The sequence below is a fragment of the Xanthomonas fragariae genome (genome assembly GCF_017603965.1).
Lineage (GTDB): Bacteria > Pseudomonadota > Gammaproteobacteria > Xanthomonadales > Xanthomonadaceae > Xanthomonas > Xanthomonas fragariae_A.
Genome location: NZ_CP071955.1, coordinates 1473920 through 1499389, shown reverse-complemented (window position 1 = coordinate 1499389; position 25470 = coordinate 1473920). Strand labels below are relative to the sequence as shown.

At 62.8% G+C, this 25470-nt stretch carries 21 protein-coding genes, 3 other RNA genes and 1 pseudogene; 16 read left to right on the top strand and 9 right to left on the bottom strand.

Going from position 1 to position 25470, the window contains the following annotated elements; genetic code table 11:
* Window positions 1-22: 22 nt before the first annotated feature.
* The 5 genes and pseudogenes from J5I97_RS07000 to J5I97_RS06980 all read right to left on the bottom strand — a co-directional run bounded on the left by J5I97_RS07000 (window position 23) and on the right by J5I97_RS06980 (window position 5536).
* Window positions 23-3000 (bottom strand): annotated as a pseudogene (locus J5I97_RS07000) (TonB-dependent receptor).
* A gap of 112 nt (window positions 3001-3112) precedes the next feature.
* The gene (locus J5I97_RS06995) at window positions 3113-4135 is read right to left on the bottom strand and encodes a LacI family DNA-binding transcriptional regulator (RefSeq protein ID WP_208590509.1); all 1023 of its coding nucleotides are present in this window, start codon (window positions 4133-4135) and stop codon (window positions 3113-3115) included.
* A gap of 501 nt (window positions 4136-4636) precedes the next feature.
* Window positions 4637-4712: non-coding RNA, sX9 sRNA (locus tag J5I97_RS06990), on the bottom strand.
* Window positions 4713-4970: 258 nt separating this feature from the next.
* Window positions 4971-5240 carry a BolA family protein gene (locus J5I97_RS06985; protein ID WP_208590507.1) on the bottom strand — a complete coding sequence of 90 codons (270 nt, stop codon included), beginning with the start codon at window positions 5238-5240 and terminating at the stop codon, window positions 4971-4973.
* Window positions 5237-5536 carry a YciI family protein gene (locus J5I97_RS06980; RefSeq protein ID WP_208590505.1) on the bottom strand — a complete coding sequence of 100 codons (300 nt, stop codon included), beginning with the start codon at window positions 5534-5536 and terminating at the stop codon, window positions 5237-5239. Before J5I97_RS06980 ends, J5I97_RS06985 begins: the two co-directional genes overlap by 4 nt.
* A gap of 352 nt (window positions 5537-5888) precedes the next feature.
* On the opposite strand from J5I97_RS06980, the gene J5I97_RS06975 reads away from it, so the two are divergent.
* The 3 genes from J5I97_RS06975 to J5I97_RS06965 are packed head-to-tail and all read left to right on the top strand — an operon-like array spanning window position 5889 to window position 9571.
* Window positions 5889-6794 (top strand): segregation and condensation protein A, encoded by a 906-nt coding sequence (locus J5I97_RS06975; protein WP_208590497.1) that lies wholly within the window; start codon window positions 5889-5891, stop codon window positions 6792-6794.
* Window positions 6772-7947 carry an SMC-Scp complex subunit ScpB gene (gene scpB / locus J5I97_RS06970; RefSeq protein ID WP_208590496.1) on the top strand — a complete coding sequence of 392 codons (1176 nt, stop codon included), beginning with the start codon at window positions 6772-6774 and terminating at the stop codon, window positions 7945-7947. Before J5I97_RS06975 ends, scpB begins: the two co-directional genes overlap by 23 nt.
* Complete coding sequence (locus J5I97_RS06965; RefSeq protein WP_208590494.1) at window positions 7940-9571, top strand: pseudouridine synthase; 1632 nt, start codon at window positions 7940-7942, stop codon at window positions 9569-9571. The genes scpB and J5I97_RS06965 overlap by 8 nt, the downstream gene beginning before the upstream one ends.
* Before the next feature lie 203 nt (window positions 9572-9774).
* Here the strand turns inward: J5I97_RS06965 and J5I97_RS06960 are convergent, their stop codons facing one another.
* Window positions 9775-10212 (bottom strand): hypothetical protein, encoded by a 438-nt coding sequence (locus J5I97_RS06960; protein WP_208590492.1) that lies wholly within the window; start codon window positions 10210-10212, stop codon window positions 9775-9777.
* 165 nt (window positions 10213-10377) lie between these two features.
* Between J5I97_RS06960 and J5I97_RS06955 the strand changes: the two genes are divergently transcribed.
* Complete coding sequence (locus J5I97_RS06955) at window positions 10378-11181, top strand: glutaminyl-peptide cyclotransferase (protein ID WP_208590490.1); 804 nt, start codon at window positions 10378-10380, stop codon at window positions 11179-11181.
* Window positions 11182-11329: 148 nt separating this feature from the next.
* A non-coding RNA gene (locus tag J5I97_RS06950) (sX9 sRNA) lies at window positions 11330-11405 on the top strand.
* A 4-nt stretch (window positions 11406-11409) separates the two neighbouring features.
* Here J5I97_RS06950 and J5I97_RS06945 read toward each other — a convergent pair.
* Window positions 11410-12210: an amidohydrolase gene (locus J5I97_RS06945; protein WP_208590488.1), complete on the bottom strand. Its 801-nt coding sequence runs from the start codon at window positions 12208-12210 to the stop codon at window positions 11410-11412.
* 150 nt (window positions 12211-12360) lie between these two features.
* Window positions 12361-13509 carry a pyridoxal phosphate-dependent aminotransferase gene (locus J5I97_RS06940; RefSeq protein ID WP_208590486.1) on the bottom strand — a complete coding sequence of 383 codons (1149 nt, stop codon included), beginning with the start codon at window positions 13507-13509 and terminating at the stop codon, window positions 12361-12363.
* Between the two features lie 218 nt (window positions 13510-13727).
* Between J5I97_RS06940 and ccmA the strand changes: the two genes are divergently transcribed.
* The 9 genes from ccmA (at window position 13728) to J5I97_RS06895 (ending at window position 20714) form a co-directional block, all read left to right on the top strand.
* A complete protein-coding gene (ccmA, locus tag J5I97_RS06935; RefSeq protein WP_208590484.1) occupies window positions 13728-14372 on the top strand; it encodes a heme ABC exporter ATP-binding protein CcmA in 645 nt (214 codons plus the stop codon).
* Entirely contained in the window at window positions 14369-15064 is a 696-nt protein-coding gene (gene ccmB, locus J5I97_RS06930) for a heme exporter protein CcmB (RefSeq protein ID WP_208590482.1), read from the top strand. The genes ccmA and ccmB overlap by 4 nt, the downstream gene beginning before the upstream one ends.
* A gap of 94 nt (window positions 15065-15158) precedes the next feature.
* Window positions 15159-15911 (top strand): heme ABC transporter permease CcmC, encoded by a 753-nt coding sequence (gene ccmC, locus J5I97_RS06925; protein WP_208590479.1) that lies wholly within the window; start codon window positions 15159-15161, stop codon window positions 15909-15911.
* Complete coding sequence (gene ccmD, locus J5I97_RS06920; protein ID WP_208590470.1) at window positions 15908-16078, top strand: heme exporter protein CcmD; 171 nt, start codon at window positions 15908-15910, stop codon at window positions 16076-16078. The genes ccmC and ccmD overlap by 4 nt, the downstream gene beginning before the upstream one ends.
* Window positions 16075-16524: a cytochrome c maturation protein CcmE gene (ccmE, locus tag J5I97_RS06915; RefSeq protein WP_208590468.1), complete on the top strand. Its 450-nt coding sequence runs from the start codon at window positions 16075-16077 to the stop codon at window positions 16522-16524. Before ccmD ends, ccmE begins: the two co-directional genes overlap by 4 nt.
* A gap of 213 nt (window positions 16525-16737) precedes the next feature.
* The gene (locus tag J5I97_RS06910) at window positions 16738-18675 is read left to right on the top strand and encodes a heme lyase CcmF/NrfE family subunit (RefSeq protein ID WP_208590466.1); all 1938 of its coding nucleotides are present in this window, start codon (window positions 16738-16740) and stop codon (window positions 18673-18675) included.
* Window positions 18668-19270 carry a DsbE family thiol:disulfide interchange protein gene (locus J5I97_RS06905; RefSeq protein ID WP_208590464.1) on the top strand — a complete coding sequence of 201 codons (603 nt, stop codon included), beginning with the start codon at window positions 18668-18670 and terminating at the stop codon, window positions 19268-19270. The genes J5I97_RS06910 and J5I97_RS06905 overlap by 8 nt, the downstream gene beginning before the upstream one ends.
* Window positions 19267-19701 carry a cytochrome c-type biogenesis protein gene (locus J5I97_RS06900; protein ID WP_208591592.1) on the top strand — a complete coding sequence of 145 codons (435 nt, stop codon included), beginning with the start codon at window positions 19267-19269 and terminating at the stop codon, window positions 19699-19701. The genes J5I97_RS06905 and J5I97_RS06900 overlap by 4 nt, the downstream gene beginning before the upstream one ends.
* The gene (locus J5I97_RS06895) at window positions 19701-20714 is read left to right on the top strand and encodes a tetratricopeptide repeat protein (RefSeq protein ID WP_208590462.1); all 1014 of its coding nucleotides are present in this window, start codon (window positions 19701-19703) and stop codon (window positions 20712-20714) included. Before J5I97_RS06900 ends, J5I97_RS06895 begins: the two co-directional genes overlap by 1 nt.
* 165 nt (window positions 20715-20879) lie before the next feature.
* Here the strand turns inward: J5I97_RS06895 and J5I97_RS06890 are convergent.
* A non-coding RNA gene (locus J5I97_RS06890) (sX9 sRNA) lies at window positions 20880-20955 on the bottom strand.
* 352 nt (window positions 20956-21307) lie between these two features.
* Here J5I97_RS06890 and metX point away from each other — a divergent pair.
* The gene (metX, locus tag J5I97_RS06885) at window positions 21308-22510 is read left to right on the top strand and encodes a homoserine O-acetyltransferase MetX (RefSeq protein ID WP_208590460.1); all 1203 of its coding nucleotides are present in this window, start codon (window positions 21308-21310) and stop codon (window positions 22508-22510) included.
* A 407-nt stretch (window positions 22511-22917) separates the two neighbouring features.
* On the top strand, window positions 22918-25314 hold the full coding sequence (locus J5I97_RS06880) for an HrpF/NolX family T3SS translocon protein (protein WP_208590446.1): 2397 nt from the start codon (window positions 22918-22920) through the stop codon (window positions 25312-25314).
* Window positions 25315-25470: the final 156 nt, after the last annotated feature.

Here is a 25470-nt window from a genome sequence, read left to right as displayed (position 1 = left end):
GCTGCCAGGGCGGTCGAGCACCTCACCAGTTCAGACCGAAGGCCAGACGGAAGGTACGCATCGGCGACGCCAGCACACCGGTCGGTGTGCCGTAAGCCGTGTTCAAGTCTCCGAGTGTCCCGGTCTCACCGTCGAAGTCGGCGTAATTCACCCAATTGAAGACATTGAGGATATCCGCACGTACGTTGAATTTGACACCTCCGCCGGTGTCCCATTCTTTGTTGGCTGCGATGCTAAATTCCTTGTAGCCCAGCGTGCCTTGCGGCTTGAACTGGATGATGTCGCACTGATCGTTGCCGGCCAGACAGTTCTGGCCGTAACGCGCGGTCTGGCTGGCCAGCGACAGCTTGCCGGACAGTTTGATCTCGTAAGGCAACTCGTAAATCCCGGTGACCACTAGGCGGTTCTTCGGAATGCCGCCGGCCTCGCGCCAACCGTAGTCTTCGATACGTTCGCGATCCAGGGCGTAGTGCTCGCCGAACTGACGGTTTTCCTTGGCGTCGGAGTACGTGTAGGCCACGGTCAGCCCCCAACCGGACTCTTCGTCATAGGGCTTTTCGACCTGCAAGGCAAGCTGATTGTTGCGGGTTTCCACGCCATTGATGCCCAGCACGATGGCGCTGTAACCATCCGGACTGTCGGTCGGCACGCCCGAGGTGGTGCCCGGCTGGAAGAAAGAGCCGTCCGGCAGGCGGTTGCCGCGCACGAACGCAAAACCGTCATGGCTTTCGATGCGGCTCAGGGTCACGTCGGTAAACCAGTCCTGGCCCCACAGTGGCATCATGTTGCGCATGCCGATGCTGAATTGGTCCGAGTACGGGGTCTTGATCTTGTTGTCGATCAGGTAGATCTCGCGACCGCCGCCGCCAGCGCTGGTCGCCGCCAGTGCATCAAGGCCTTCCTGGGTGGTGTAGGCCGGACTCCATGCGATGCACGGATCTCCCAGGCAGCTTGGGTTGTTGGCGCTGGTGAAATAGTAGCTATAGGAATTGAACGAACTATTGAGCTGCTCCAGCGCCAGGTAGTCGAAGATGTTGCGGTCGTAGGCACGGCCGGCGCCGCCGTAGATCACATGAGCCTGATTCCCGAACAGGTCATAGGAGGCGCCCAGGCGCGGCTGCCAGGCATTCTTGAACGCCTTGCGGTTATTGCCGGTGCTGATGAAGTTGTCGATGTCGTAGTTGGCGTTGCGCAGATTGGTCCAGTTCTGCAGCGCACCGGCGATGTCGGACGGAGTCACGAAGTCCAGGAACGAGGGGGTTTCTTCGTAGTCGTAGCGCGCGCCCAGGTTCAAGGTCCAGTGCTCGTTGACCTCCCAGTCGTCCTGCAGGTAGATACCGTACTGCTTGTTCTTGGACACCGCCGAACCGCCGCCTTCGACCAGCGGCGCACCGAAGCGCACCCGGTACGGCGTTTCTACGTCGGTGAGGATGTTGTAGTAATACTGCGGATTGGCCGGGTTGAACTGGGTGGAATCCAGATCGATGCTCTTGAACTTCACACCCATCTTGACGGTGTGCGCACCGTGCCACTGCAGGCTGTTCAAGGTCAGGTCGTCCTGGAAAGTCCAGCCTTTCTGGCCCTTGCGCTGGAAGCTGCTGCCGGCACCTGCAGACAGCACTTCATCTTCGATCCCGGGCACTGGTGCGTAACTCAGAACGTAACCGCTGCCGTTATTGAGCGGCGCCTGATTCCAGAACGCGCTTTCGTAGCTCAGGTTGGCTTGGTTGAGGAAGTTGGCGCCGCTGTACTGCCAATGCAGATTTGCGCGTTTTTCTTCCTGGCCGTTGATGCTGCCGTGTTCGTAGGTCGAGGTGCCGCCGACGTCGTTGAGCTCGTCTTCCTTGCGGTACTTGCCGGTCAGCTCGAACAGGCTGTTCTCGCCGATGGTCCAGTCGATCTTGCCGAAATACAGGTCTTCCTTGAACGGCGTGCTGGAAGTGACCAGCAGCGGCTGCAACTGTGCGGGCAGCGGTCGACGCGGTCGGAATAGATCGAGCCGGGGATCACCACGTTGGGGGTGGTGTATTCCTTGGCCTCGTAGGCGATGAAGAAGTGCGCCTTGTCCTTGAGGATCGGGCCGCTGAAGGTGGCGCCGTACTGGGTTTCCTCGAAGTCGTCGCGCACGCCGGCCTTCTTCTCCAGAGGGCTCTCTTCGCGCCAGCCGTCGTTGCTGGTGTCCCAGAAGAAGCTGCCGTGGAAATCGTTGGTGCCGGACTTGGACGAGGCCACGATAGCCGCACCGCTGACTTGGTCGAACTCGGCCTTGTAGTTGGAGGTGATGACCTTGTACTCGCCAATCGCCGACTGCGGGAACGGGTTGCCGCGGCTGGAATCTTGGCCGCTGACGCCGCCGGTCAGCACGTAATTCTTCTGGCTTACGCCGTCGATGTAGACGTTGGTGCCTTCGGCCGGGGTGGCGCCCGAGCGCACCTTGGTGGTGCCGTTGGCTTCGCGGGTGAATTGCACGTTCGGCACGGTGTCGGCCAGTTCCAGGAAGTTGCGCGTGGCACGCGGCAGGTTCTGGATCTGTACGTTGGAAATATAGGTGGCATTTTCGGAGGTACGCGTTTCGACCAGCACCGGCGGCGCCTTTACCTGCACCGCGTCCAACGTGGTGGCTTTACCACCGTCGGCCGTGTCCGGGGTGCCGCCGACGCCGAGGTTCAAGGTTGCCGTCTGGCCGACCTGCACAGTGACGTTTTGCGAGCTGGTCTGGCCGTCGGCCGTGACATCGATGCGGTACGCGCCCGGCGGCAGGCCACCGACCGAATAGCCGCCGTTGCTGACCTGCACGGTGCGGGTCAGGCCGGTGGCCAGATTGGTCGCGGTGACCTGGGCCTGGGCCGCAGGTGCCGAGTCGACGGTGACTTGACCACGGATGGTCGCGACCGTGCTCTGCGCGAACACGGGTGCGGCGCCAAGGACAAGGCAACTGGCCAAGGCGCAGCTGAGCAGCTTGCGCGCCGGACTGGCGGCATGGGGGTGGTGGTGGCGCATTGGTCCCTCCAGGGATCGGTACAGTGTGTTGTGTTGTAGCGTTGCGGTCTTGTAGAAACGACCGCTTCGGGGGCGACGGGAGCGGACAGACCGCCCGCGAAAAGGGTCAGGGTCAGGGGCCTGGCTCGCCGGTACCGCAGGAGGCACGAATCACCAGCTCGGGTGCGAGCAATTGGCGGATGCCGTCGTCGCAGCCGGGCTGGTCCACCAGCCGCATCAGCCGGGTCATCGCCTGCTCGCCCAGGCGCGCAATGCTGACCCGCATCGTGGTCAGTGCCGGATGGACGAAACGGGCCAATGGAATATCGTCGAAACCGGCCAGAGCCACGTCGCCGGGCACCGACACGTTGGCCTGAGCAAACGCGTACAGACAACCCAGCGCGGTCATGTCGTTGGCAGCGAACACCGCATCGGGCAGCGCGCCACCGGCTAGGATCGCCAGCCCGGCGCGGTGACCGGAGGCTTCATCGAAGTCGCCCGGATATTCGATGCCTTGCGCCTGGTTGCCGTGCGCAGCGAGCGCATCGCGAAAACCGCGCAGGCGTTCGCGCGCATCGAAATTGAGCGCGGGGCCACCGATGAAGGCGATACGCTGGTGGCCGGCACGCAGCAGGTGCTCGGTCATGGTCATTGCGCCAGAATGGTCGTCGATGCTCAACACCGGGTAATCCGCGCCTGGCAGATGCGCATTGATCAGCACCGTCGGCAACGCCTGCGGCAGGTTGTCGGTGAGAAACCCCGGCTGCTCGGCGTACGGCGACAACACCAGCAGTCCATCTACGCGTCCGCGCATCGCGCGTAGCGCCCTGCCCTGCGCTTCCGGGTCGCCGTGATAACTGGACACCAACAAATACTGACCGGCGGCACGCGCGGCGCCATCGATGCCGCGGATCAATTCGGAAAAGAACTCGCCGTACAGGTCGGGCAGTACCACGCCCAGGGTCTGCGTGCGCCGGCTGCTCAAACTGCGTGCGGCCGCATGCGGGCTGTAACGCAGCCGCTGAGCCACTTCGAGCACCTGCTGGCGCACAGGCACGGCAACGTTGTCGTGCCCATTGAGCGCACGCGACACCGTTGCAACAGAGACCTGTGCTTCCCGAGCAACATCTTTGATGGTCACCGCACCCTTGGCCATTCGTGTCGCCCTCCGCGACCGAGTTCTCACAACTGGCGCGGACTGTAAGCGTTTTCACACAGAAGCGTAAACCCCTGTCGCGGCCGCCATGGAAACACTTACAGATCAAGCACCTGCAAGTGATGGATACGTGAATGAGTGTGCTGCGTCGCAACAATCACTTGCCAACTCATCGACGAGTGAAGAAGAATCGGCGTCACACTCGTTGAGTTGGATGGCTCACACGCTGACGGCTGGACAAGAATGGATAGCTTTCTGCGGTAGTTCGGGACTCTCTGACACTGGCTTGGCCGATGAGCTGCTGAAAGCGAGCGACCGCCGGCGTGTCTGCGGTCAAAGTAGACGGCGTCGGTGCATGAGCGGATTGCCTGGGCAGCGCACGTCGCTGGTCTCCAAGCTGAGCGGCTGGCGCGGACGCTTAATGTTCACGCAAACGATAACGATATAGAGGGCCACCCGTTTCCGGCGATCGCAACGAACAATCGAGGTCCAACTTAGAGCAACTAACAAAACCTAGCGAGCACTCGTCAGGTGGGTGCGGACGGCGCGCAGGAACCGGAGCGTAGGCGTGGTACATGCCGATTCCGAGCACCGGCCGCGCCCGCCTGGCGGTGAGCGCAGTCGTTTTGTTAGCCGCTCTTAAGCGAACCTACTCTTGGTTCACTCGCTACGTCGTGAGTTGTTCAGGTGTTCCCTAAGTGCTGCGGCACGGAGGGAGCGACCAGCGAACCACCCAAGCACGAGCGCATATCCAACAAGATCCACGCCGATAAAAGCCCGCATCGCGCGCCTTCCCTCCACCAGACATGCCATTCCGGCCTTTCTGCCCTCCGGCCTATCCAGCCTCGCCCGGCGCGAGTGCTTCGATCGACAAAGCATGGATATCGGTCTGCATCATCTCGCCGACCGCGGCATAGATCGCACGATGGCGCGCGAGCTGCGGCTTGTCGGCGAAGACGGCGCTGACCATGCGCACGTTGAAATGTCCGCGACCATCACGCGCACCGGCGTGGCCGGCATGTCGATGGCTGTCGTCAACCACTTCCAGCTCGCTCGGCGCCAACGCGGTCTGCAATGCGATACGGATCCGCTCGACCCGGCTCATGGCAACGCCCGGCGGAACGGGCGGACGTCGGTGCGCACATACACGCCCGCATGGACATATGGATCGGCATCGGCCCAGGCGCGCGCGTCTTCCAGCGCGTCGAACTCGGCAATTACCACGCTGCCGCTGAAACCAGACGGGCCCGGATCTTCCGAATCGATGGCCGGACATGGCCCCGCCACCAGCAAACGGCCGGCCGCCACAAGCGCCTGCAAACGCGCCAGATGCGCCGGTCGCGCCTGCTGCCGCGCAGCCAACGCCTCGGCCCGGTCATACCCTTCGATTACGTACCACACACGCCACCTCGCCAAGAGTTGAAGATCACCACAGGGATTCTAGCCGCGCCAGCGCTGGACACCGCCCCCGCACACGCATTAATCTTAAGACCATTGAACGCGCAACCGGACGCAGCGGCACGTCGGCTCTGGTCCCACGCCTCACTCGACGACTGATTCGCTGCCTACCGCCGGCTCGCGTAGACGACCTCCTCGCTGTTCCGTCGCCGCATGCCACGCGGCGCACGTTGGTATGTGGATTTATGGGATCGTGCCGGCACAGGCACGACATTGATCGCAATAACTCAAAGCAAAGCCCTGCAGGCGCGGCGTCAGACCGCGGCCAGCGACCGTAAGACCTGATGTCGACCTGATGAATTCCGAACTCGCGCACGACGCGAATCCGCCAGCCACGAGCGCGCCGCCACAGCAGCAGGAAATGCCGCTGGCGGTTGTGCATGGGCAACCGGTGCTGCAGATCCCGCGGGATCTGTACATTCCACCGGACGCGCTGGAAGTCATACTGGATGCCTTCGAAGGTCCACTGGATCTGCTGCTGTATCTGATCCGCCGCCAGAATCTGGACATTCTGGACATCCCTGTCGCCGAGATCACCCGGCAGTACGTGGACTACATCAATGTGATGCAGGAGCTGCGCTTCGAACTGGCAGCCGAATATCTGGTCATGGCCGCGATTTTGGCCGAGATCAAGTCGCGCATGCTGTTGCCGCGCCCCCCCAGCCAGGAAGGCGAAGAGGACGACCCGCGCGCCGAGTTGGTGCGCCGCCTGCAGGAATACGAACGCTTCAAGCAAGCGGCCGAGCATCTGGACGCCCTGCCCCGCATGGGCCGCGACAGCGCGCCGGTGCAGGTGCATCTGCCCGAGCGGGCCGCGGTCAAGCTGCCGCCGCCGGTGGAATTGAAAGAAATGCTGATAGCGCTGTACGACGTGCTCAAGCGCGCCGAGCTTTTCACCGGCCATGCGATCAAGCGCGAGGCGCTGAGTGTGCGCCAGCGCATGGGCGATGTGCTGAGCCGTCTGGACGATGGCAAGTTCTGTCGATTCGAATCGCTGTTTACTGCCGAAGAAGGCAAGCTCGGCGTGCTGGTCACTTTCCTGGCGCTGCTCGAATTAGCCAAAGAGCAGTTGCTGGACATCGTGCAGGAAGCGCCGCTGGCGCCGATCTACGTGAAGTCGCTTGCGTTGGGCAATACCAACGCGCCGTTGCAATTCTCCAGCGAATTCGACGACAGCGATGCAGCCAACGAACCTATCTGAAGCCGATCACCGAATGGATCAAGCGCTGATCACCCGCATTCTCGAAGCCGCTCTGTTGGCGAGCAGCCAGCCGCTGACGCTGGCGCAGCTGCAGGGTTTGTTTTCCGAAGAAGAGCCGGCACCGCCAGGCGGCGTCGAGCGCGCGCTGGAACTACTGCGCGATGGCTGCACCGAGCGCGGCGTGGAATTGGTCGAGGTGGCGTCGGGCTTCCGCTTCCAGGTCAAGGCCGATGTGCATGGCTGGGTCGCACGCCTGTGGACCGAGCGCCGCACCAAGTACACCCGCGCCACGCTGGAAACCCTGGCGCTGATCGCCTATCGCCAGCCGATCACCCGCGGCGAGATCGAACAGGTGCGCGGCGTGGCGGTCAGCAGCAACATCATCCAGGCACTGGAAGAGCGCGAGTGGATCCGCGTGGTGGGCCATCGCGACGTACCCGGCAAGCCAGCTTTGTTCGGCACCACCAAAGGCTTTCTGGATTACTTCGGACTCAAGCGATTGGACGAGTTGCCACCACTGTCTGAGCTGAAGGACATTGCCGAGCTGGAACCGCAATTGCCGCTGGACCGCGACGGCCAACTGGACGGCGCAGTGCAGGCGTCGGCGGCGATGGATGCAGCGCAGGGTCAGGCCGATGCAGTTGCTGGCGACGCGACGGATGCGGGCGCTGATGCAGCTGTCGGCACCAACACTGACGAAAACGACAACGGTCCGGAAGACCGCGAGGCCGACACCTTGCCAGAGCCGAACAGCAGCGCCGACGCAGCGAACGACACCGATCATGAGACCAACGTTGATCTTGATGCACAGGCGGCGGTCGATGCCGAGGCTGAGCAGAGCGACCGGGCATCCAGCACCGATGCCGATGAAGACCACCACGACTCCGGCGATGCAGACAATGCCACTGACGCCGAAGGGTTGATCGACGAAACACCGCAGCGCTCCGAGGATGTCTCGGCGCAAGACCCCAACACGCAGGACCCAGATGACGCCTGTGAGGGCGAGCCCGACACCGCGCCGGGAACGTGCGCGGATGCAGTGAACGAAGACGAAGACAACGCAGTCGCAACGACGACCTTGACTGTTGACGAAGCCGATTCCGACCCAAAGGCCGACGCAGAACGCGTCGGCCGGAGCCAGACACATGAGTGACACCCCCCGCAAGCTGTCGTTGAACAAGCTTTCCCTCAAGCGCGACAGCGCGTCCGAAGTGCCGAAGCTGGAAGAGCGCCTGCACAAGGTGCTGGCCCAGGCCGGCTTGGGTTCGCGTCGCGCGCTGGAACAGCGCATTGCCGATGGCCTGATCAAGGTCAATGGCGCTGTTGCGCAGACCGGCATGTCGGTGCGCAGCGGCGACAAGATCGAGCTGGACGGCCGCAGTTTCGTAGCCAGCGCGCTGACCGAACCTTCGCGCGTGCTGATCTACAACAAGCCCGAGGGCGAAGTGACCACGCGCGAAGACCCCGAAGGCCGCCCGACCGTGTTCGAGTCGCTGCCGGCATTGAAAGGCTCGCGCTGGATCGCGATCGGTCGCCTGGACATCAACACCACCGGCCTGCTGCTGCTGACCACCGACGGCGAGTTGGCCAACGCGATGATGCATCCCTCCTACGAGATCGAGCGCGAGTACGTGGTACGCGTGCGCGCCCCGGAAGGCGAAGAAAAAGTCTCCGACGCCATCATCGAGCGCCTGTCGCGCGGCGTACTGCTGGAAGACGGCGGCGCCAAGTTCGACCAGATCGAACGCATCGGCGGTACCGACTCGCACGACTGGTTCCGTGTGGTGGTCAAGGAAGGCCGCAACCGCGAAGTGCGCCGCTTGTGGGAGTCACAAGGCTGCCAGGTTAGTCGCCTCAAGCGCAGCCGCTACGGCAAGATCTCGCTGCCGCGCGAACTGCTGCGTGGCAAATCGGTCGAAGTGCCGCAGGAAAAGGTCGACGCGCTACGCGCCGAACTCAAACTGGAAGAAGGCGCACCGTCGGCACTGACGTTGCAGCCGGTGATCGGCCAGCGTCGCGCGGCCAAGTCCACCGTGCATGTCTCGCGCGAGGGCCGCAGCAACGCTTATGTCAACGGCCAGACCTCCGGCGCCGACGAAGGCCGCGAGCTGCGCCGTTTCGACAACCTGCGCGAAGAGCGCGGCGGCCGTGGTCGCGGTAAGCCCGGCGGTTACAACGGTGGCCTCACCGTCAGCGGCGAAGCCGCCGCCCGACAGTCGCAGCAGCGGCCGTTCAAGCCCCGCGCGCCCGGCAAGGGCGACCGCGCGCTGCCGGATGGCAACCCGGCCGCGTTCCGTAGCTGGTATGTGCCTGATGGCGTGAGTACCGGCCCAAGTGGCCACCGCAATGCCGGCCCCAGCGGCCCGGGCACAGGCCAGGCACGCCCGTATGCGAAGAAGGGTCCAGGCGCCAGCGGTCAGGGCAACCCACGTTCCGGTGCGGGCGGCCCAGGTCGTGGCGGCGCCGGTGGCGGCCAGGGTCAGTCGCAGGGTCAAGGCCAGGGTCAGCGCAAGCACCCCTACGGTCACCCGGGCAATGCACCGAGCTTCCCGTCCGATCACGCCAATCCGGGATTCAGCCCGTACGGTACGGCACGCCCGGCAGACGGTCGTCCGACCGGTGCGCGTCCTGGCGGCCCTGGTGGCAAACGTGGCCTTGGCGATAATCGCGGTCCAGGTGGTCCGGGTGGTGCACCCAGCAGTCCAGGTGGCCCGGGTGGCCGTCCGCCAGGCGGCAACCGTCGACCGCCCGGTGGCGGTGGCAATCGCGGGCGCTAAGCTGCGACACGCGCACTAAAAACGGCCCTGCATAGGGCCGTTTTTAGTGGTGCTGAGCTCGTGTTGCGAAGCGCATATATGCAAGCGCATCGACAGCTACCCGGACCGAGCAGACCAGGGTGGGATGAGGCTGTATCGCAAGCGTCTCGCACCCAGGCTGCAACCTCTGCGACATGGGGCGAGGACATGCGGCAAGCCGTGCCTTACTTGCGACGCTCGATCACGAAGTTGCCGACGTTGATGCCCAGATCGACGCCCTCACCCGTACCGGCCAGGGCCAGCGAGATATCACCCTTGGTGACCACTTGTGCGGTGCTGGATTTGACGATGCCGGCATGCGCTTCGGCAGCCGCGTAGGTGCCGAGCAGATCATTGAGGCTGTAGGCGCCGCTGAAGGTACCGCGGCCGCCGACGATCTTCGACTTACCCACCGTCAGGCCACCGCCCTTGCTGGAAATCTTGACCGGAATCACCGCACCGTTGTCGCAGGTGATGGTGCCGGTGCCGCTGGCGGTCTTGTAGAACACCGACCAGCCTTCCAGATTGAACGACAGTTTGCAGTCGATGTTGCCTGCGGCCTGAGCCTGCGGTGCGAGTGCGGCAGCGCCCAGCAGCGCGAAGAGAGAAAGCGACTTGATCATGTGGGCATTCCGGTTGGTGAACGTGGCGCCGAGACTAGCAGCGCCGGTGTGGCAGTCGCGACAACGTGTCGGCACTGCGCAGGCGACCGTTCAGCGAATGATTGCCACGTGCGCCGCGCATGCTCGTTGCTGCAGTAACCGCCTTACGCATGGGATGATCGCGGCATGTCGCGTACCGCTCAAATCGCTCTGCTGAGCGCCCTGCTGTTGCCGTCTCTCGCCATTGCCGGCCAGGCAATTCCGACCCAGGGCTACACCGTGGTGAAGACCTATCCACACGACAGCACCGCTTTCACCGAGGGCCTGTTCTATCTGGACGGCCACCTCTACGAGAGCACCGGTGAACTGGGCCGCTCCAGCGTGCGCAAGGTCGACCTAGAGAGTGGCCGCGTGCTGCAACAGGCCACGACACCGCCGCCCTATTACGGCGAAGGTATCGTAGCCTGGCACGACCGGCTGATCCAGCTGACCTGGCGCAATCAGCGTGGCTTTCTCTACGACCTGGCCACGCTAAAGCCGCGATCGCAGTTCGCCTATTCCGGCGAAGGCTGGGCGCTGACACGCGACACCAACAGCCTGTACATGAGCGATGGAACCGCCAGCATCCGCCGGCTGGATCCGCAGACGTTGCAGCAGGTCGGCAGCCTCAAGGTCACAGCGTGCGGCAAACCGCTGGATAATCTCAACGAGTTGGAATGGGTCAAAGGCGAGTTATTGGCAAACGTTTGGCTGACCACGCGCATCGCACGCATCGACCCGGCCAGCGGCAAAGTGGTTGCATGGATCGATCTGAAGGCGCTGGTACCGGATGCCGACACGCTGACGAACCCAACTAACGATGTGCTCAACGGCATCGCCTACGACACCGAGCACGATCGACTATTCGTGACCGGCAAGCGCTGGCCGAAGGTTTACGAAATCCAGCTGGAGCCTTTGTTGCCGGCTGCGGGCAACTCGGGCTCTGAGTAGCCGTGATTAGGGATCAGTGCAAGTGTTATTGGCACAGGCGGCAGTGTGCTCGCTTATTGCGAATCCTCAATCCCGACTCCCGAGTTAGAATGACTAACAAAACGACTGCGCCGCCGCCAGGCGGGCGCGGCCGGCGCTCGGAATCGGCATGTGCCACGCGTACACTGCGGTTCCTCCACGCCGTCCACACCCACCTGGCGACTGCTCGCTACGTTTTGTTAGCCACTCTTATTCCGTCAGTGCAAAAGCATCGGCATCCAGCATTGCCGGGAAACGCGCGCGATGTTCTACCAATGCCGCTGCACTGATGGTGGTGGTAACCACTTGCGGCTGCTGGCGGATCTCCACCTGCGTCTGGCCGAGGAAATCGATCACTGCGCTATCTCCGGCGTAGTGCAGCTGGTTGCTATCGACGCCGACGCGATTGACCGCCGCGACAAAGCACAGGTTTTCGATCGCCCGTGCGCGTAGCAGCGTCTTCCACGCATACGCACGGGCAGACGGCCAGTTGGCCACGAACAACTGCAGATCGAAATCCAGCTCACCCGGTCGCTCGACATCGAAGCGGTTGCGGCAGAACACTGGAAAACGCAGGTCGTAGCAGACCTGCGGATTGATCCGCCAGCCCTTCCACTGCACCGTCAGACGACCTCGCCCGGCCGCATAGCGCAGATGCTCATTGCCAAAGCGGAACAGATGGCGCTTGTCGTAATACTCTAGCGCACCATCGGGTGTGGCCCACAGCAGCCGATTGAATACGCCCTGCTCGGTGCTCAGCTGCACGCTGCCGGTCACCGCCGCGCCCAGATGGGCGGCTTGCGCACGCACCCAGGCTACGGTCGGCCCGTCCATCCGCTCGGCTTTGTCAATGGCATCGTTGGAGAACCCGCTGGTAAAGGTCTCCGGCAGGATCACCAGATCGGTCTGCCCCGCCAATGGCTCCAGCAGGGCGCCGTAATAGTCGCGATTGCCAACCGGGTCATGCCAGCGGGTGTCGCCTTGGATGAGCGAGATGCGGAGCTCGTGCATGGGATGCTCAAGAAATAGAGAATAGAGAATGGAGATTCGGACAGCAGGTTTTGGTGCGGCTTCAAGTCATCGTGCTTTCTGCGGATTCAAATCAAAAAATGACCAACCGCCGTTTCGAATCCCATATCCCGACTCCCTAATCCCAGCGCGTCAGAGCTTGTGCAACCGCGCGATCGCCGCATCCAATGTCGCATCGTTTTTGGCGAAGCACAGCCTGGCCAAATGCTGGCTGGCGGGGGCCGTCTTGTAAAACGGCGACAACGGAATCGCAGCCACGCCCTTCTCCACCGTCAGCCACTTCACGAACTCGGTATCGGGCAGATCGCTAATCGCCGAATAGTCCACCAACTGGAAATAACCGCCGGGCACTGGCAATGGCGTCAAGCGCGTGGTCAGCAACTGCTCGCGGAAACGGTCGCGCTTGGCTTGATAAAAAGCGCCGAGGTGTTGGTCGTGTTCGGGTTCGTCGCGGATCATCGCAGCAAAGGCATGCTGGGCCGGGCCGAAGCTGGTGAAGGTGTTGTACTGATGCACCTTGCGGAATTCGGCGCTCAGTGCCGGCGGTGCGATGGCGTAACCGATCTTCCAGCCAGTGCAGTGATAGGTCTTGCCGAAGCTGGAAATCACGAATGCGCGTTCGCGCAGTTCCGGCCAGCGCAATACCGATTCGTGACGGCGACCGTCGAACACGATGTGCTCGTACACCTCGTCCGAGAGCAGGAAAATGTCGGTGCCGCGCAACAGCTCAGTCAGCGTGTGCATGTCGTCGGCCGACAGCATCGCGCCGGACGGGTTATGCGGGGAATTGATCATCAGCAAGCGCGTGTTCGGTGTGATTGCTGCGCGCAATGCATCCCAGTCGACAGCGAAAGTCTGCGGCTCCAGCGCCACGTGCACTGCACGCGCGCCGGCCAGATCGATCGCCGGCTCGTAGCAGTCGTATGCCGGGTCCAGCACGATGACCTCTTCGCCCGCCCGCACCACCGCGTGGATGGCGTTGAAGATCGCTTCGGTGGCGCCGCTGGTGACGGTGATCTCGGCATCGGCATCGACCTGCGCGCCATAGCAACGCTGCGCCTTGCCGGCGATGGCCTGACGCAACGCCGCCACCCCGGTCATCGGCGGGTATTGATTGTGGCCGGCGCGCATGGCGCGTTCGAGCTCTTCGACCAGCCGCGACGGCACAGCGAAATCGGGAAAGCCCTGGCCCAGGTTGACCGCGCCGTGCTCGACCGCCAGCTGCGACATGACGGTGAAGATGGTGGTGCCCACCTTGGGCAGCTTGGTCGTGAGGAGCATCGAGCCTGTCCGGACAAAAAACGCAAGACCGCCAGTGTACGCAAAGCCGCCATGCCGATGCGCCCGGTCGGTGCAAAACGGCGTTCCCGCACACATCACCCCGCGCGACGCGCTCCCGGCACGCGGCCATCGTCGCTACAATGCGCGCCCTGTGTGGAGCGCGTCATGCGCCAGCCTTTCCCCCTACTACCGTCCGGCGACGGGAGCCCGCTGCACCGATGATCGAACCGCTGCTCACTGCGCCACCGCTGCTGGCGGCACGCGCCCTGGCTTTCAGCCGCAACGAGGAGCCGGTGTTCGGCCCGCTGGATTTCCATGTCGATGCGGGCGAGGCGTTGCTGGTACAAGGCGACAACGGCGCCGGCAAGACCACGCTATTGCGCGTGCTGGCCGGCTTGCTGCATGTGGACCGTGGCGAGATCCAGATCGACGGCAAGACCGCACGGCGCGGCGACCGCAGCCGCTTCATTGTCTATCTAGGTCACCTACCCGGTTTGAAGGCCGACCTCAGCACGCTGGAGAACCTGCATTTCCTGTGTGGCCTGCATGGCCGCCGGGCCAAGCAGATGCCTGGCAACGCGCTGGCGATCGTCGGTCTGGCCGGTTATGAAGATGCACTGGTGCGGCAGTTGTCGGCCGGCCAACGCAAGCGCCTGGCGCTTGCCCGGCTCTGGTTGTCGCCGGCGCCACTGTGGCTGCTGGACGAGCCCTACGCCAACCTGGATCTGGACGGCATCACCCTGGTCAACCGGATGATCTCCGCGCATCTGCGCAGCGGCGGTGCGGCGCTGGTGACCACTCACGGCGCCTACGCAGCGCCGCCGGTGCGCACCCGCATGCTCACGTTGGAGGCTGCGGCATGAGCACCTATTCGCCACAGCCCTCGCTCTGGCAGGCGACGCGCGCATTACTGAGTCGCGACCTGCAACTGCTGTGGCGCCGTCGCAGCAGTGCCTTGCAGCCGGCCCTGTTCGCGCTGCTGATCGTAGTCTTGTTCGCGCTGGGCCTGGGCGGGCGCCCGGACCTGCTCGCGCAGGCTGCGCCGGCGGTGCTGTGGTTGTCGGTGCTGCTGGCCGGTTTGCTGTCGCTGGATGCGCTGTTCCGTAGCGATGTGGAAGACGGCTCGATGGAGCAATGGCTGCTGGCACCGGTGCCGCTGGCGTGGCTGATCGCGGTGCGCGTGCTACTGCATTGGGCCACCAGTGCGTTGCCGTTGATCGCGGTGACGCCGCTGCTGGGCGAATTGCTGCACCTGCCACATGACCAACTCCCGGTATTGCTGGCATCGTTGGCGCTGGGAACACCGCTTCTAAGCCTGCTCGGCGCGGTGGTTGCAGCGCTGACGGTGACAATGAAACGCTCTGGTATTCTCGTAGCGTTGCTGGCGTTGCCGCTGTATGTGCCGGTGTTGGTGTTCGGTGCCGGTAGCGTGGCGGCAAGCGGGCAAGGCCAGGACGCGGTGGGCGCGTTGTTGTTGTTGGGCGCCGGATTGGTGATCGGCGTGGTCCTGGCACCGCTGGCGGCAGCTACCGCGATCCGCATTTCGTTGAGTTGAGCCGTGCAGTCGATACGCTGTCGATAGGACGCTCCGCTCAGCGCGTCGTTGCTGTTTCGAGAGCCAATGCCATTCCAAAGGCTACTGCCATCGCATGAACGTTGTCGTCCGCTGGTTCCACCAACTCGCCTCGCCCCCGATCTTCGACCGTTTCACTGCGCGCTGGGCGCCGTGGTGCTACGCGCTGGCTGCGCTGTTGCTGGGAGTCGGCATCTGGCAGGCCTTGTTTGCAGTGCCGGCCGACTACCAGCAAGGCGATAGTTTCCGCATTCTTTACATCCATGTGCCGAGCGCGTGGATGAGCCTGTTCGTGTTCGGGCTGATGGCGTTGTATGCGGCGATCGCGCTGATCTGGCGCATTAAAATCTGCGAGATCCTGGCGATGGCCTGCGCGCCAATCGGTGCCGCGTTCACCGTGATCACCCTGCTGACCGGCAGCATCTGGGGCAAGCCGATGTGGGGCGCCTGGTGGGATTGGGATCCGCGCCTGACCGCCGAGTTGATCCTGCTGTTTTTGTACCTGGGCGTGATCGGTCTGTATCACGCCATCGATGACCGCCGTCAGGCTGCGCGCGCGGCCGCGCTGCTGGCGATCGTCGGGGTGGCGCTGCTGCCGGTGATCCGCTATTCGGTGGTGTGGTGGAACTCGCTGCATCAAGGCCAGAGCATTCGCTTGCTCGGCCCCTCGACCATCGACGCCAGCATGTTGCTGCCGCTGTGGTTGATGCTGATCGGCACCAAGTTCTGGTTCGCCGGTTCGCTGTTGACGCGCGCGCGCGCCGACAATCTGCACCGCGAGGCCGGCAAGGCCTGGATCGTGCGCAACGCGCAGGAGGGCGCGGCATGAATTACCTGCCCTATGTCATAGCTGCCTATGCGGTGTTCGTGCTGGTGCTGCTGTGGGATCTGATCGCCGCTCGTTGGCAGGTGCGTCGCGCATTAAAGATGGCGCAGGCGCACCGTTTGCGTGAGCGCAAGCGCGCGGTGCCCACGGATGCGGAGTTGATTCGGTGAACCCGCAACGCCGCCGCCGGATGTGGCTGGTGATTGCATTGGTGCTGGCGGGCGGGTTGGCGACCACGCTGGTGGCAATGGCGTTGCAGCGCAACGTGGCCTATCTGTACACGCCATCGGAAGTGCTGCGCGGCGATGCCGGCGAGCATGCGCGGTTCCGCCTTGGCGGCATGGTGGAAAAAGGCTCGTTCAAACGTGCGTCCGGCTCGCTGGAAGCCCAGTTCCGCGTCACCGATGGCGACGCACAGCTGCCGGTGCGCTACGGCCGCATCCTGCCGGATCTGTTCCGCGAGGGGCAGGCCGTGGTCGCGACCGGTCGCATGCAGCAAGGCGTGTTCATGGCCGAAGATGTGCTTGCCAAACATGACGAAACCTATATGCCGAAGGAAATCGCCGACAAGATGGGCAGCGCGCATCGCAAGCATCGGGTGGAGCAGACCCAATGAAAATCGGGACCAGGAACGGCCGACCGAGAACCCAGGCACAGCGGAGTGCTGGGTTTTTTGCCAGGGCCGGGAAGCGGGACGTAGCCGCCAGGAAGCGTGCGACCGGGCGGCACCGGATAATGTGTTTTGGGACCCGATCTTTTACTTTTCCAGGGTTCCGGCCTTTCGCTTTTCCCGGATCCCAGATCCCGGATGCCCGCTCCCGGCTCGCCAATGCTGCCTGAACTGGGCACCTTTCTACTGGTCCTGGCCTTGCTGGTGACGCTGGTGCAAGCCGCGTTACCGCTGGCCGGCGCCCAGCGCGGGCGCAGCAGCTGGATGGCGGTCGCACGGCCGGCGGCACTAGTGCAATTGGCCCTGATCGCAGCGGCATTCGCGCTGTTGGCGCATGCATTTTTGGTGCAGGACTTTTCGGTGCGCTACGTCGCCGAAAATTCCAACAGCCTGCTGCCGGCGATGTATCGCTACTCGGCGGTATGGGGAGCCCACGAAGGCTCGTTACTGCTGTGGACCTTGATACTCGCTTTGTGGACAGGCGCGGTGGCGATCTGGTCGCGGCAGTTGCCTGCGCAAGTCATTGCGCGCGTGCTCGGGGTGATGGCGCTGGTGAGCATCGGCTTTCTGGCCTTTTTATTGTTCACCTCCAATCCGTTTGCGCGCTTGTTTCCGGTGCCGCTGGAAGGCGCCGATCTCAATCCGCTGCTGCAGGACCCCGGCCTGATCATCCATCCGCCGATGTTGTATGTCGGCTATGTCGGCTTTGCGGTGCCATTCGCGTTCGCCATCGCCGCGTTGCTGGAAGGGCGGATGGATGCACGCTGGCTGCGTTGGACGCGGCCGTGGACCAACATCGCCTGGTCGATGCTCACCGTCGGCATCGCGCTCGGCAGTTGGTGGGCGTATTACGAACTGGGCTGGGGCGGTTGGTGGTTCTGGGATCCGGTGGAAAACGCCAGCTTCATGCCCTGGCTGGTGGGCACCGCGTTGCTGCATTCGCAGGCGGTTACCGAAAAGCGCGGCAGTTTGGCGAGCTGGACCTTGTTGCTGGCGATTGCCGCGTTTGCATTGTCGCTGCTCGGTACCTTCCTGGTGCGCTCGGGCGTGCTGACCAGCGTGCATTCGTTTGCCGCCGATCCATCGCGCGGTCTGTTCATTCTGGTATTCCTGCTGACGGTCGTCGGTGGTTCGCTGCTGCTATACGCAATCCGTGCGCCGCACCTGTCGCTGGTCGATGACCCGCTCCGCGCGTTTGCCGGCAGCTCGCGCGAGACGCTGTTGCTGTTGAACAACCTGCTGCTCACCTGCGCCTGCGCGATGGTGTTGCTGGGCACGCTGTATCCGCTGCTGGCCGACGCGTTGGGTCTGGGCAAGTTGTCGGTTGGCCCGCCCTACTTCGGCACGCTGTTCGTGGTGTTGATGGCGCCGCTGGTGGCGCTGCTGCCGTTCGGCCCGCTCACCCGCTGGCAACGCGAGCATGCATCGCGTCCGCTGGCGATGCTGGCGCCCTGGGTTGGCTTGGCGATTGCTGCAGGTTTGCTGGCGTGGTTCGCTGCACCGCAAGGGCAGTTGAAAGCGGCCATTGGGGTGGCGGGCGCGGCCTGGGTAATGTTCGGCACGTTGCGCTTCCTATGGACACGGCGCGCGGCCAAGGGACGGCGCCTCACTGCCGAAATGCTGGGCATGGTGCTCGCGCATCTTGGCGTGGCGGTGTTCCTGACCGGTGCGTTGTTGGTGGAATCGCTGAGCCTGCAACGCGAGGTCGCGCTGGCGCCCGGTGAGCAGGTGCAGATCGGCCGTTATGCGCTGCACTTCGAGAATGTCGAAGAACTGCGCGGGCCCAATTACGTCTCCGATCGTGCCAACCTGCAGGTGTTCAAGGACGATGCGCCGGTCGACATGTTGCACGCAGAAAAACGCCGCTACGCCAGCGGCGGGCAGACCTTGACCGAGGCGGCGATCCGCCCCGGTCCGTTCGGCGATCTGTATGTCGCTCTTGGCGAACCGCTGGGTAATCAGGCCTGGGCGGTGCGCGTTCACCTCAAACCGTTTGTCCGCTGGATCTGGCTCGGAGCGCTGCTGATGGCGCTTGGTGGTCTGGTCACTGCGGTCGACCGGCGTTTTCGTCGTTCTCCGGAGATCCAAAATGTCTGAGTCACGTTCACCCCGCCTGCCCACTGCGGTACTCGTGGGCGCCATCGCGCTGCTGCTCGCACTTGCAGCGCTGTTGGTCTATGCGGTGGTGCGCTCGGGTCAGGCCGATCGCGACGCCCTGCCCTCCGCGCTGATCGGCAAACCTGCGCCGGAATTCGCGCTACCGCTGCTGCACGACCCCAGCATCGTGGTGCATGCACGCGAGCTGCGCGGCGCGCCGTACATCATCAATGTGTGGGGCAGCTGGTGCCCGGCCTGCCGCGAAGAACATCCAGTTCTGAGCCGCTTTGCGCTGACCAAGCGGGTGCGCGTGATCGGCTACAACTGGAAGGACGAGCGCGCCGATGCACTGCGCTGGCTCGAACAACTCGGCAACCCGTATCTGCTGGTGGTGGCCGATAAAGATGGCCGCACCGCGATCGACTTCGGTATCGCCGCGGCGCCGGAGACTTTTCTGATCGACGGGCGCGGCGTGGTGCGCTGGAAGTACAGCGGCATGCTCACTCAAACCATCATCGACACGCAGCTGATTCCAGCACTGGCAAAGATCGAACGCTCGCCTACCGCCGCACCGGAACTGCACGCCAAACACTGATGCGCGCCTGGCTGCTGACGCTGCTGTTGTCGCCCTGGCTGGCATTGGCCCAGCCGGTCGGCGACCCGGCGCCGCTGCGCTACGCGTCAGCCGAAGAGGAAGCGCGCTTCCATGCGTTGACCGCCGAACTGCGTTGCGTGCGGTGCCAGAACCAGTCGCTGGCCGATTCCAATGCGCAGATCGCCCAGGATCTGCGTGGCGAAGTGCTGGCGCTGATGCACGAAGGCCGCAGCGATGCGCAGATCCGCCAGTTCCTGGTCGCGCGCTATGGCGAGTTCGTGCTGTATCGCCCACGCGTCGAATCACGCACCTGGTTGTTGTGGTTCGGGCCGCTACTGGTGCTGCTGCTGGGTGGTGCTGCCGTTATGTTCGTGGTGCGCCGACACAGCGTCGCTGCGCCCGCCTTGCCCGCCGATGAGCAGGAGTGGTGATGGTCGGCTTCGTCATTTCGGTGGTCGTGGTCGCGCTGCTCGCCTTCGGCGTCGCACTGCGGCCGTTATGGCGCGACACGCGCAGCCTTGCCGCCAGCGCCGCGGTATTGCTGCTGGCCGCGAGTGCGGCGCTGTATGGGTTGGTCGGCACCCCGAGTGCGATTCAACAGCCGGCCAATCGCCCATCCACGCCACGCTCGTTGGACGAAGCCATCGTGCAATTACGCACTGCGCTGGCAAGCAATCCCAATCAGCCCGAAGGTTGGGTGTTGCTGGGACGCTCGTTGTCCAGCCAGCAGAAATTCGCCGAGGCCCGCGACGCGTTCGGACGCGCTGTCGCCTTGCGTCCGGACGAGCCGGACGTGTTGGTGGCTGCGGCGCAGTCGCGCATGCTCGCCGACAACAACGGGCGCCCGGATCCGGAGGCCATGCGCTTGCTCGAACATGCGCTGGTGGTGCAACCGGAACATCAGCGCGCACGCTGGTTTCTGGGCGTGGTGCAGCGTCAGGCCGGTCAGCCGGCCAAGGCCAGCGAAACCTGGACGCCGTTACTGAGCGTGGTCGACGCCAATACCCGCCCCAGCCTGCTCGAACAGATCAACGCCGCGCGACAGGAAGCCAAGCTGGCGCCGATCCAGGCACCGCCTGCACCTGCCGCCAGTGCTGCAGACGGCAAACGCATCCAGGTCCGCGTCACGCTGGATGCCGAGTTCGCCAAGCGCGCCGGATTGCCCGCCGACACCAGTGTCTTCGTGATCGCCCGCGCGGCCGACACACCGATGCCGGTCGCCGTGGAAAAACACGCACTGAGCGAGTTGCCCTTGACCATCGCCCTGGACGATGGCGACAGCCCGATGCCCACCCGCACGCTGTCGTCGCTGGACAAGGTGCAGGTGATCGCCCGGCTGTCGCGCAGCGGCAATGCGATGCACCAGGCCGACGATGTGGAAAGTACACCGGTGACGGTGACGCTGCCGGCAAATGCGCCGGTGGAGTTGATGATTGGGCGCTGATTGCTTGCCACGTTGCCTTGCTACGCTTGGGGCCAATGGCCTAAGAGCGGCTGACAAAACGCAGCCCGCGCCATCGTTTTGTTAGCCGCTATCAGCGTCATCTGGATGATCCCAAGCCACGTTGGTCGCGGGACCGATGCCCTCGCCGCACCAGAGAGTTAGAGCGGCTGACAAAACGTAGCGAGCAGTCGTCAGGTGGGTACGGACGGCGCGGAGGAACCGCAGTTTACGACGGGTATACGCGTGGTACATGCCGATTCCGAGCACCAGTCGCGCCCGCCTGACAGTGAGCGCAGTCGTTTTGTTAGCCGCTCTTAGTCGGTTGCGTTGTTGAAAACCATGCACATCGACCATCTCGACGGGTCCTTGCCCGCCCACCATCGCGGGACCTTACGCGGCATGGATGCCGCGTAAGAGCTTACAAGGACGTACTTGCAGCGTGTCCCGCGATGGTTGGCGGGCAAGGGCCCTGCAACCAAGCCGCAGATCAGCAGCTTTCAAAGGGGGCATCACACAACGCAAGGGCTCAAACCGATCCCCCATTCCCGCCGATTCACCACGCCACCCACCGCCACGCCGGATAGAATTGCGACATGACCGAATTCATCCCCACCGGCACGCTGTTCCATGCCCTGCGCTCGCCGTTCCCGATGAAACGTGGCGGCGTGCTGCACCAAGCGCACCTCGCCTATGAAACCTGGGGCAGGCTGGCCGCCGATCGCAGCAATGCGGTGCTGATCGTCACCGGCTTGTCGCCCGATGCGCATGCCGCTGCAAATCAGGCCAATCCCGAGCCAGGTTGGTGGGAGGCGATGGTCGGGCCGGGCAAGCCGATCGATACGAGCCGCTGGTTCGTGGTCTGCGTCAACTCGCTGGGCAGTTGCAAAGGCTCGACCGGGCCGGCCTCGGTGGATCCGTCCACCGGCAAGCTGTATCGCCTCACATTCCCGGAGCTGTCGATCGAAGATATCGCCGATGCCGCGGCCGATGTCGTGCGCGCCTCGGGTATTGAACAACTGGCCTGCCTGATCGGCAACTCGATGGGCGGCATGACCGCGTTGGCACTGTTGCTGCGTCATCCCGGCATTGCGCGTAGCCACATCAACATTTCCGGCAGCGCACAGGCGTTGCCGTTTTCGATCGCGATCCGCTCGCTGCAGCGCGAAGCGATCCGACTGGATCCGCATTGGAACGGTGGCCATTACGACGATTCCCGTTACCCGGAATCGGGCATGCGCATGGCCCGCAAGCTCGGCGTGATCACCTATCGCTCGGCACTGGAATGGGATGGCCGCTTCGGTCGCGTGCGCCTGGATTCCGAACAAGCCGCCGATGATCCGTTCGGCCTGGAATTTCAGGTCGAAAGCTATCTGGAGGGGCATGCGCGCCGCTTCGTGCGCTTCTTCGATCCCAATTGCTATTTGTATCTGAGTCGCTCGATGGACTGGTTCGATGTGGCCGAGCATGTCGATAAGACGCCGGCCACTGATGCGAGTGTCGATGACAAGCAGGCCGACGGCTCGTGTATCGCCGTCCGGCAAGACACCGGCGTTTCGACCGAAGCCGCCGTACTGGCTGGCCTGGCGCAGATCCGCATCGCGCGTGCGCTGGCAATCGGCGCCAACACCGACATCCTGTTTCCGGTGCAGCAGCAGGAACAGATCGCCGAAGGCCTGCGCGCTGGCGGTGCCGACGCGCGCTTCCTCGGACTGGATTCGCCCCAAGGCCACGACGCCTTTTTGGTCGATTTCGCTCGTTTCGGGCCGGCAGTGCGGACCTTCCTCGACGCGCTGTGACCGATGCTGCGCTGAGTCCGTGCGGGCGAACGATGCTCCAGATACGCGGTAGCCATTCTGGCGCCGTATGCTGCACTAAGCGACTGACGTGTATCGATCCAGCGGGTCAGTCGAAGGACCTTACGTCGCCCATCACTGGCGGGCATTGAACGAATACCTGGTGCAGATTCGAAACTTATGTCCATGCACTGTCAGCGCTTTCGGAGCTAGTGGCAATCGCTTCACCAACATGAAAAATAACGTGTAGGGCGAGTCGGTTTTTGCGTTTTTTTCGCCAAAATAGTTCGTTGGTACACGCATCCAACGGTCGGATTGGCGAAATTACGCTGGCCGCATAAGATGATGCCCGTGCGGCCGTATGAGCACCCACTTATACGCCGCTGCTCTGTCACCGCGAGGCTGCCTATATGTCGCTTAACACGCTTTCCACCAGAAGCAATACAAGTCTGTTTCTGACCACTCCAGCAGATGGGTCGCCGTCCTCGGAGTTGCAGCAGTCTGGTTCCTCCCTGGATGAATCCAACATCTTACTGGCGATCGACGCCTTGTTTCTCCAGCAGATTTACCGCTTGATCGCTGCCAACTACGGCAACGCACCAGCCGCTCAGCCGAGCAATGAAGAACCAGCCACTCAGCCGAGCAATGAGCACGGCTCGGGGCCGAAACCGCAGAGCACGTTCGACCCCAAGGACATCAAGGGGTCTGTCGCCCCACCCGCTGTGGAGGGTTCCTCGGTTACCTGGGACGGTGGCACGCTCAATAAGTCCCAGCTTGAGATCGTCTCCACGCTCAATCAGCATCGAGACAAGATGCCGATCGAGTTCGCCAAGCTCGACGAAAAGATCAAAGATCCGGCCACCCCGCCCGACCTGAAAAAAGCGCTGCAAGGCCTGCAAAAAGATCCTGGCCTGTTCTTCGCCATGGCCGCTCAGGGGCATGGCAAGAACCACCACGACGACCAGGGCAAGTGCAACGGCAAGCTAACCGCCGCCAATCTTTATGACTTTGCCGACCGCCATTCGCAGGTGACCGAGCTGGGCGGGAAGAACGCGACCTACAATCCCGAAAAGTTGAAGGGATCGACCCCGCCTCCCGCTGTGGACGGCTCATCGGTCACCTGGAACGCCGGAACGCTCACGCAGAATGAATTGGAGACCGTCACCACGCTCGATCGCCACAAGGACAAGCTCCCGGTCGCCTGGACCGATCTCGATGCCAAAATCAACGATCCCGCGACACCGCCGGATCTGAAGAAAGCATTGACAGAACTACAAAAAGATCCGCGCCTGTTCTTCGCCATCGGCTCGCAGGGCGATGGCAAGTGTGGCGGCAAGATCAAGGCAGGCGATCTCACCAAGTTCTCGGCCAGCCACTCGCAGGTGGCGGAGTACAGCACCAAGAAAGCCAAGGGCTACACGCAAAACTATGTGGCGTCGGACAGCCCGGACAAGACCCAGCCAACGGTCATGACCGAAAGCGACGCGATGCGCGAGTTCTATCGCTACTCGGACTATTTGCCGAAGGATCTGAACCAGGACGCGTTCAAACACTTGGTCGAAGGCGACGACAAGACCCAAAAGCGCCCGCCGCAGGTCATCGCCGCCGCACAGTATTTTCGTGAGCACCCCGATCAGTGGAAGGCGCTGGCGGGAGACTCGGGCTCGATGAGCACCCCGGATTTCCTGCAGAAATCCTCATCGTCGATGAATCTGACCGCGCCCGAACTGAAAACGCTCGATACCATCAACAAGCACCAAGACGCATTCTTCGGTGACGGCAAAGAGGTGACACGCGACAAACTCGACAAGATCGTCAAAGACAAAAAAACCGACCCCGCAGTTCGCGAAGCCGCCAAACAACTACTGCAGGATCCGCTGCTGTTCGGCTTATTGAACAACTCGATCACTGGCTATAAGAAGCCCCACAGCTTCTTCGGCGGTGGCCACGTCGTCGACTCGGGCAACATGAGCAATAAGGATTTTCATCAGTTCTACGATCATATGACGGCGGCAAATAAGACCGTGAAGAAATCGTCCAAGCACGCGGTCACATCGCCCGACCAGAAGAGTGCTGTCGAGGACATGTTGATGGGCAAAGCCGATCAACCCGAGATCAAGAAGAAAAAAAAGGACATCGGTACCGCCGGCAAAGTATTGCATGAGTTCCTCAAGTTGGACTCTCAGATCCTGGATTGGGCCTCGGTCGCAGTCAGTTCACTCAACTTCATCCCCGTGTTGGGCGAGGCTGCCGACGCGGTAGCAGTAGCACTTGAGAGCGAAGCGCAGGCAGCAAAGCTTGTCGACACCGCACTCACCGGTGGCGACATGTCACTCGCACTAAAATTAGCTGGCATAAACATGGCCGGGGCGATGGTTGGTTGCGTCGGTGGACCTACGGGCAGACTCGCAGCCAAGGGGGTAGCTAAGGGAGTAACCGAGGGGGCAACTAAGGGGATAACCAAGGGGGTAACCAAGGGGACAACCGAAGGGACAACCAAGGGGGTAACCGAGGGGACAACCAAGGGGGCAACCAGGAGGCCAGATGCCAGTGGTTTGCTTAAAGGTTATGTAGCAGGCACTGGCATTAGCAGATCGGTTGAAATCCTCAAAACGCCGGTGCTCGGAGGCTTGGCTTATGAAGAGAAGCAATTGGACGAGAAGGCAAAAAAAGGCGATATCCGCCAGAATATGGAAGCCTCGGGCGGAGTGCCGGCGGGGAGACTGACTATCCCGACGACAGTTTCCGACAGTTTCCAGGCAGACATAAAACAAAACCTCAGAAATTTGAGAGGGCTGCGTAGGTAGGGATGTTATCGAGCGACAGTCTTGCGCAAGATCGGAAATGCGATCAACGGCATCGCTCATTCACCAGGCAAATGCGGAGGGCAAATGTATAGCCTTAACCGGATTTGTAATGATCAGGCCCGGTTCCAAGCACCGGCCGCATTCGCCTGACTTCCA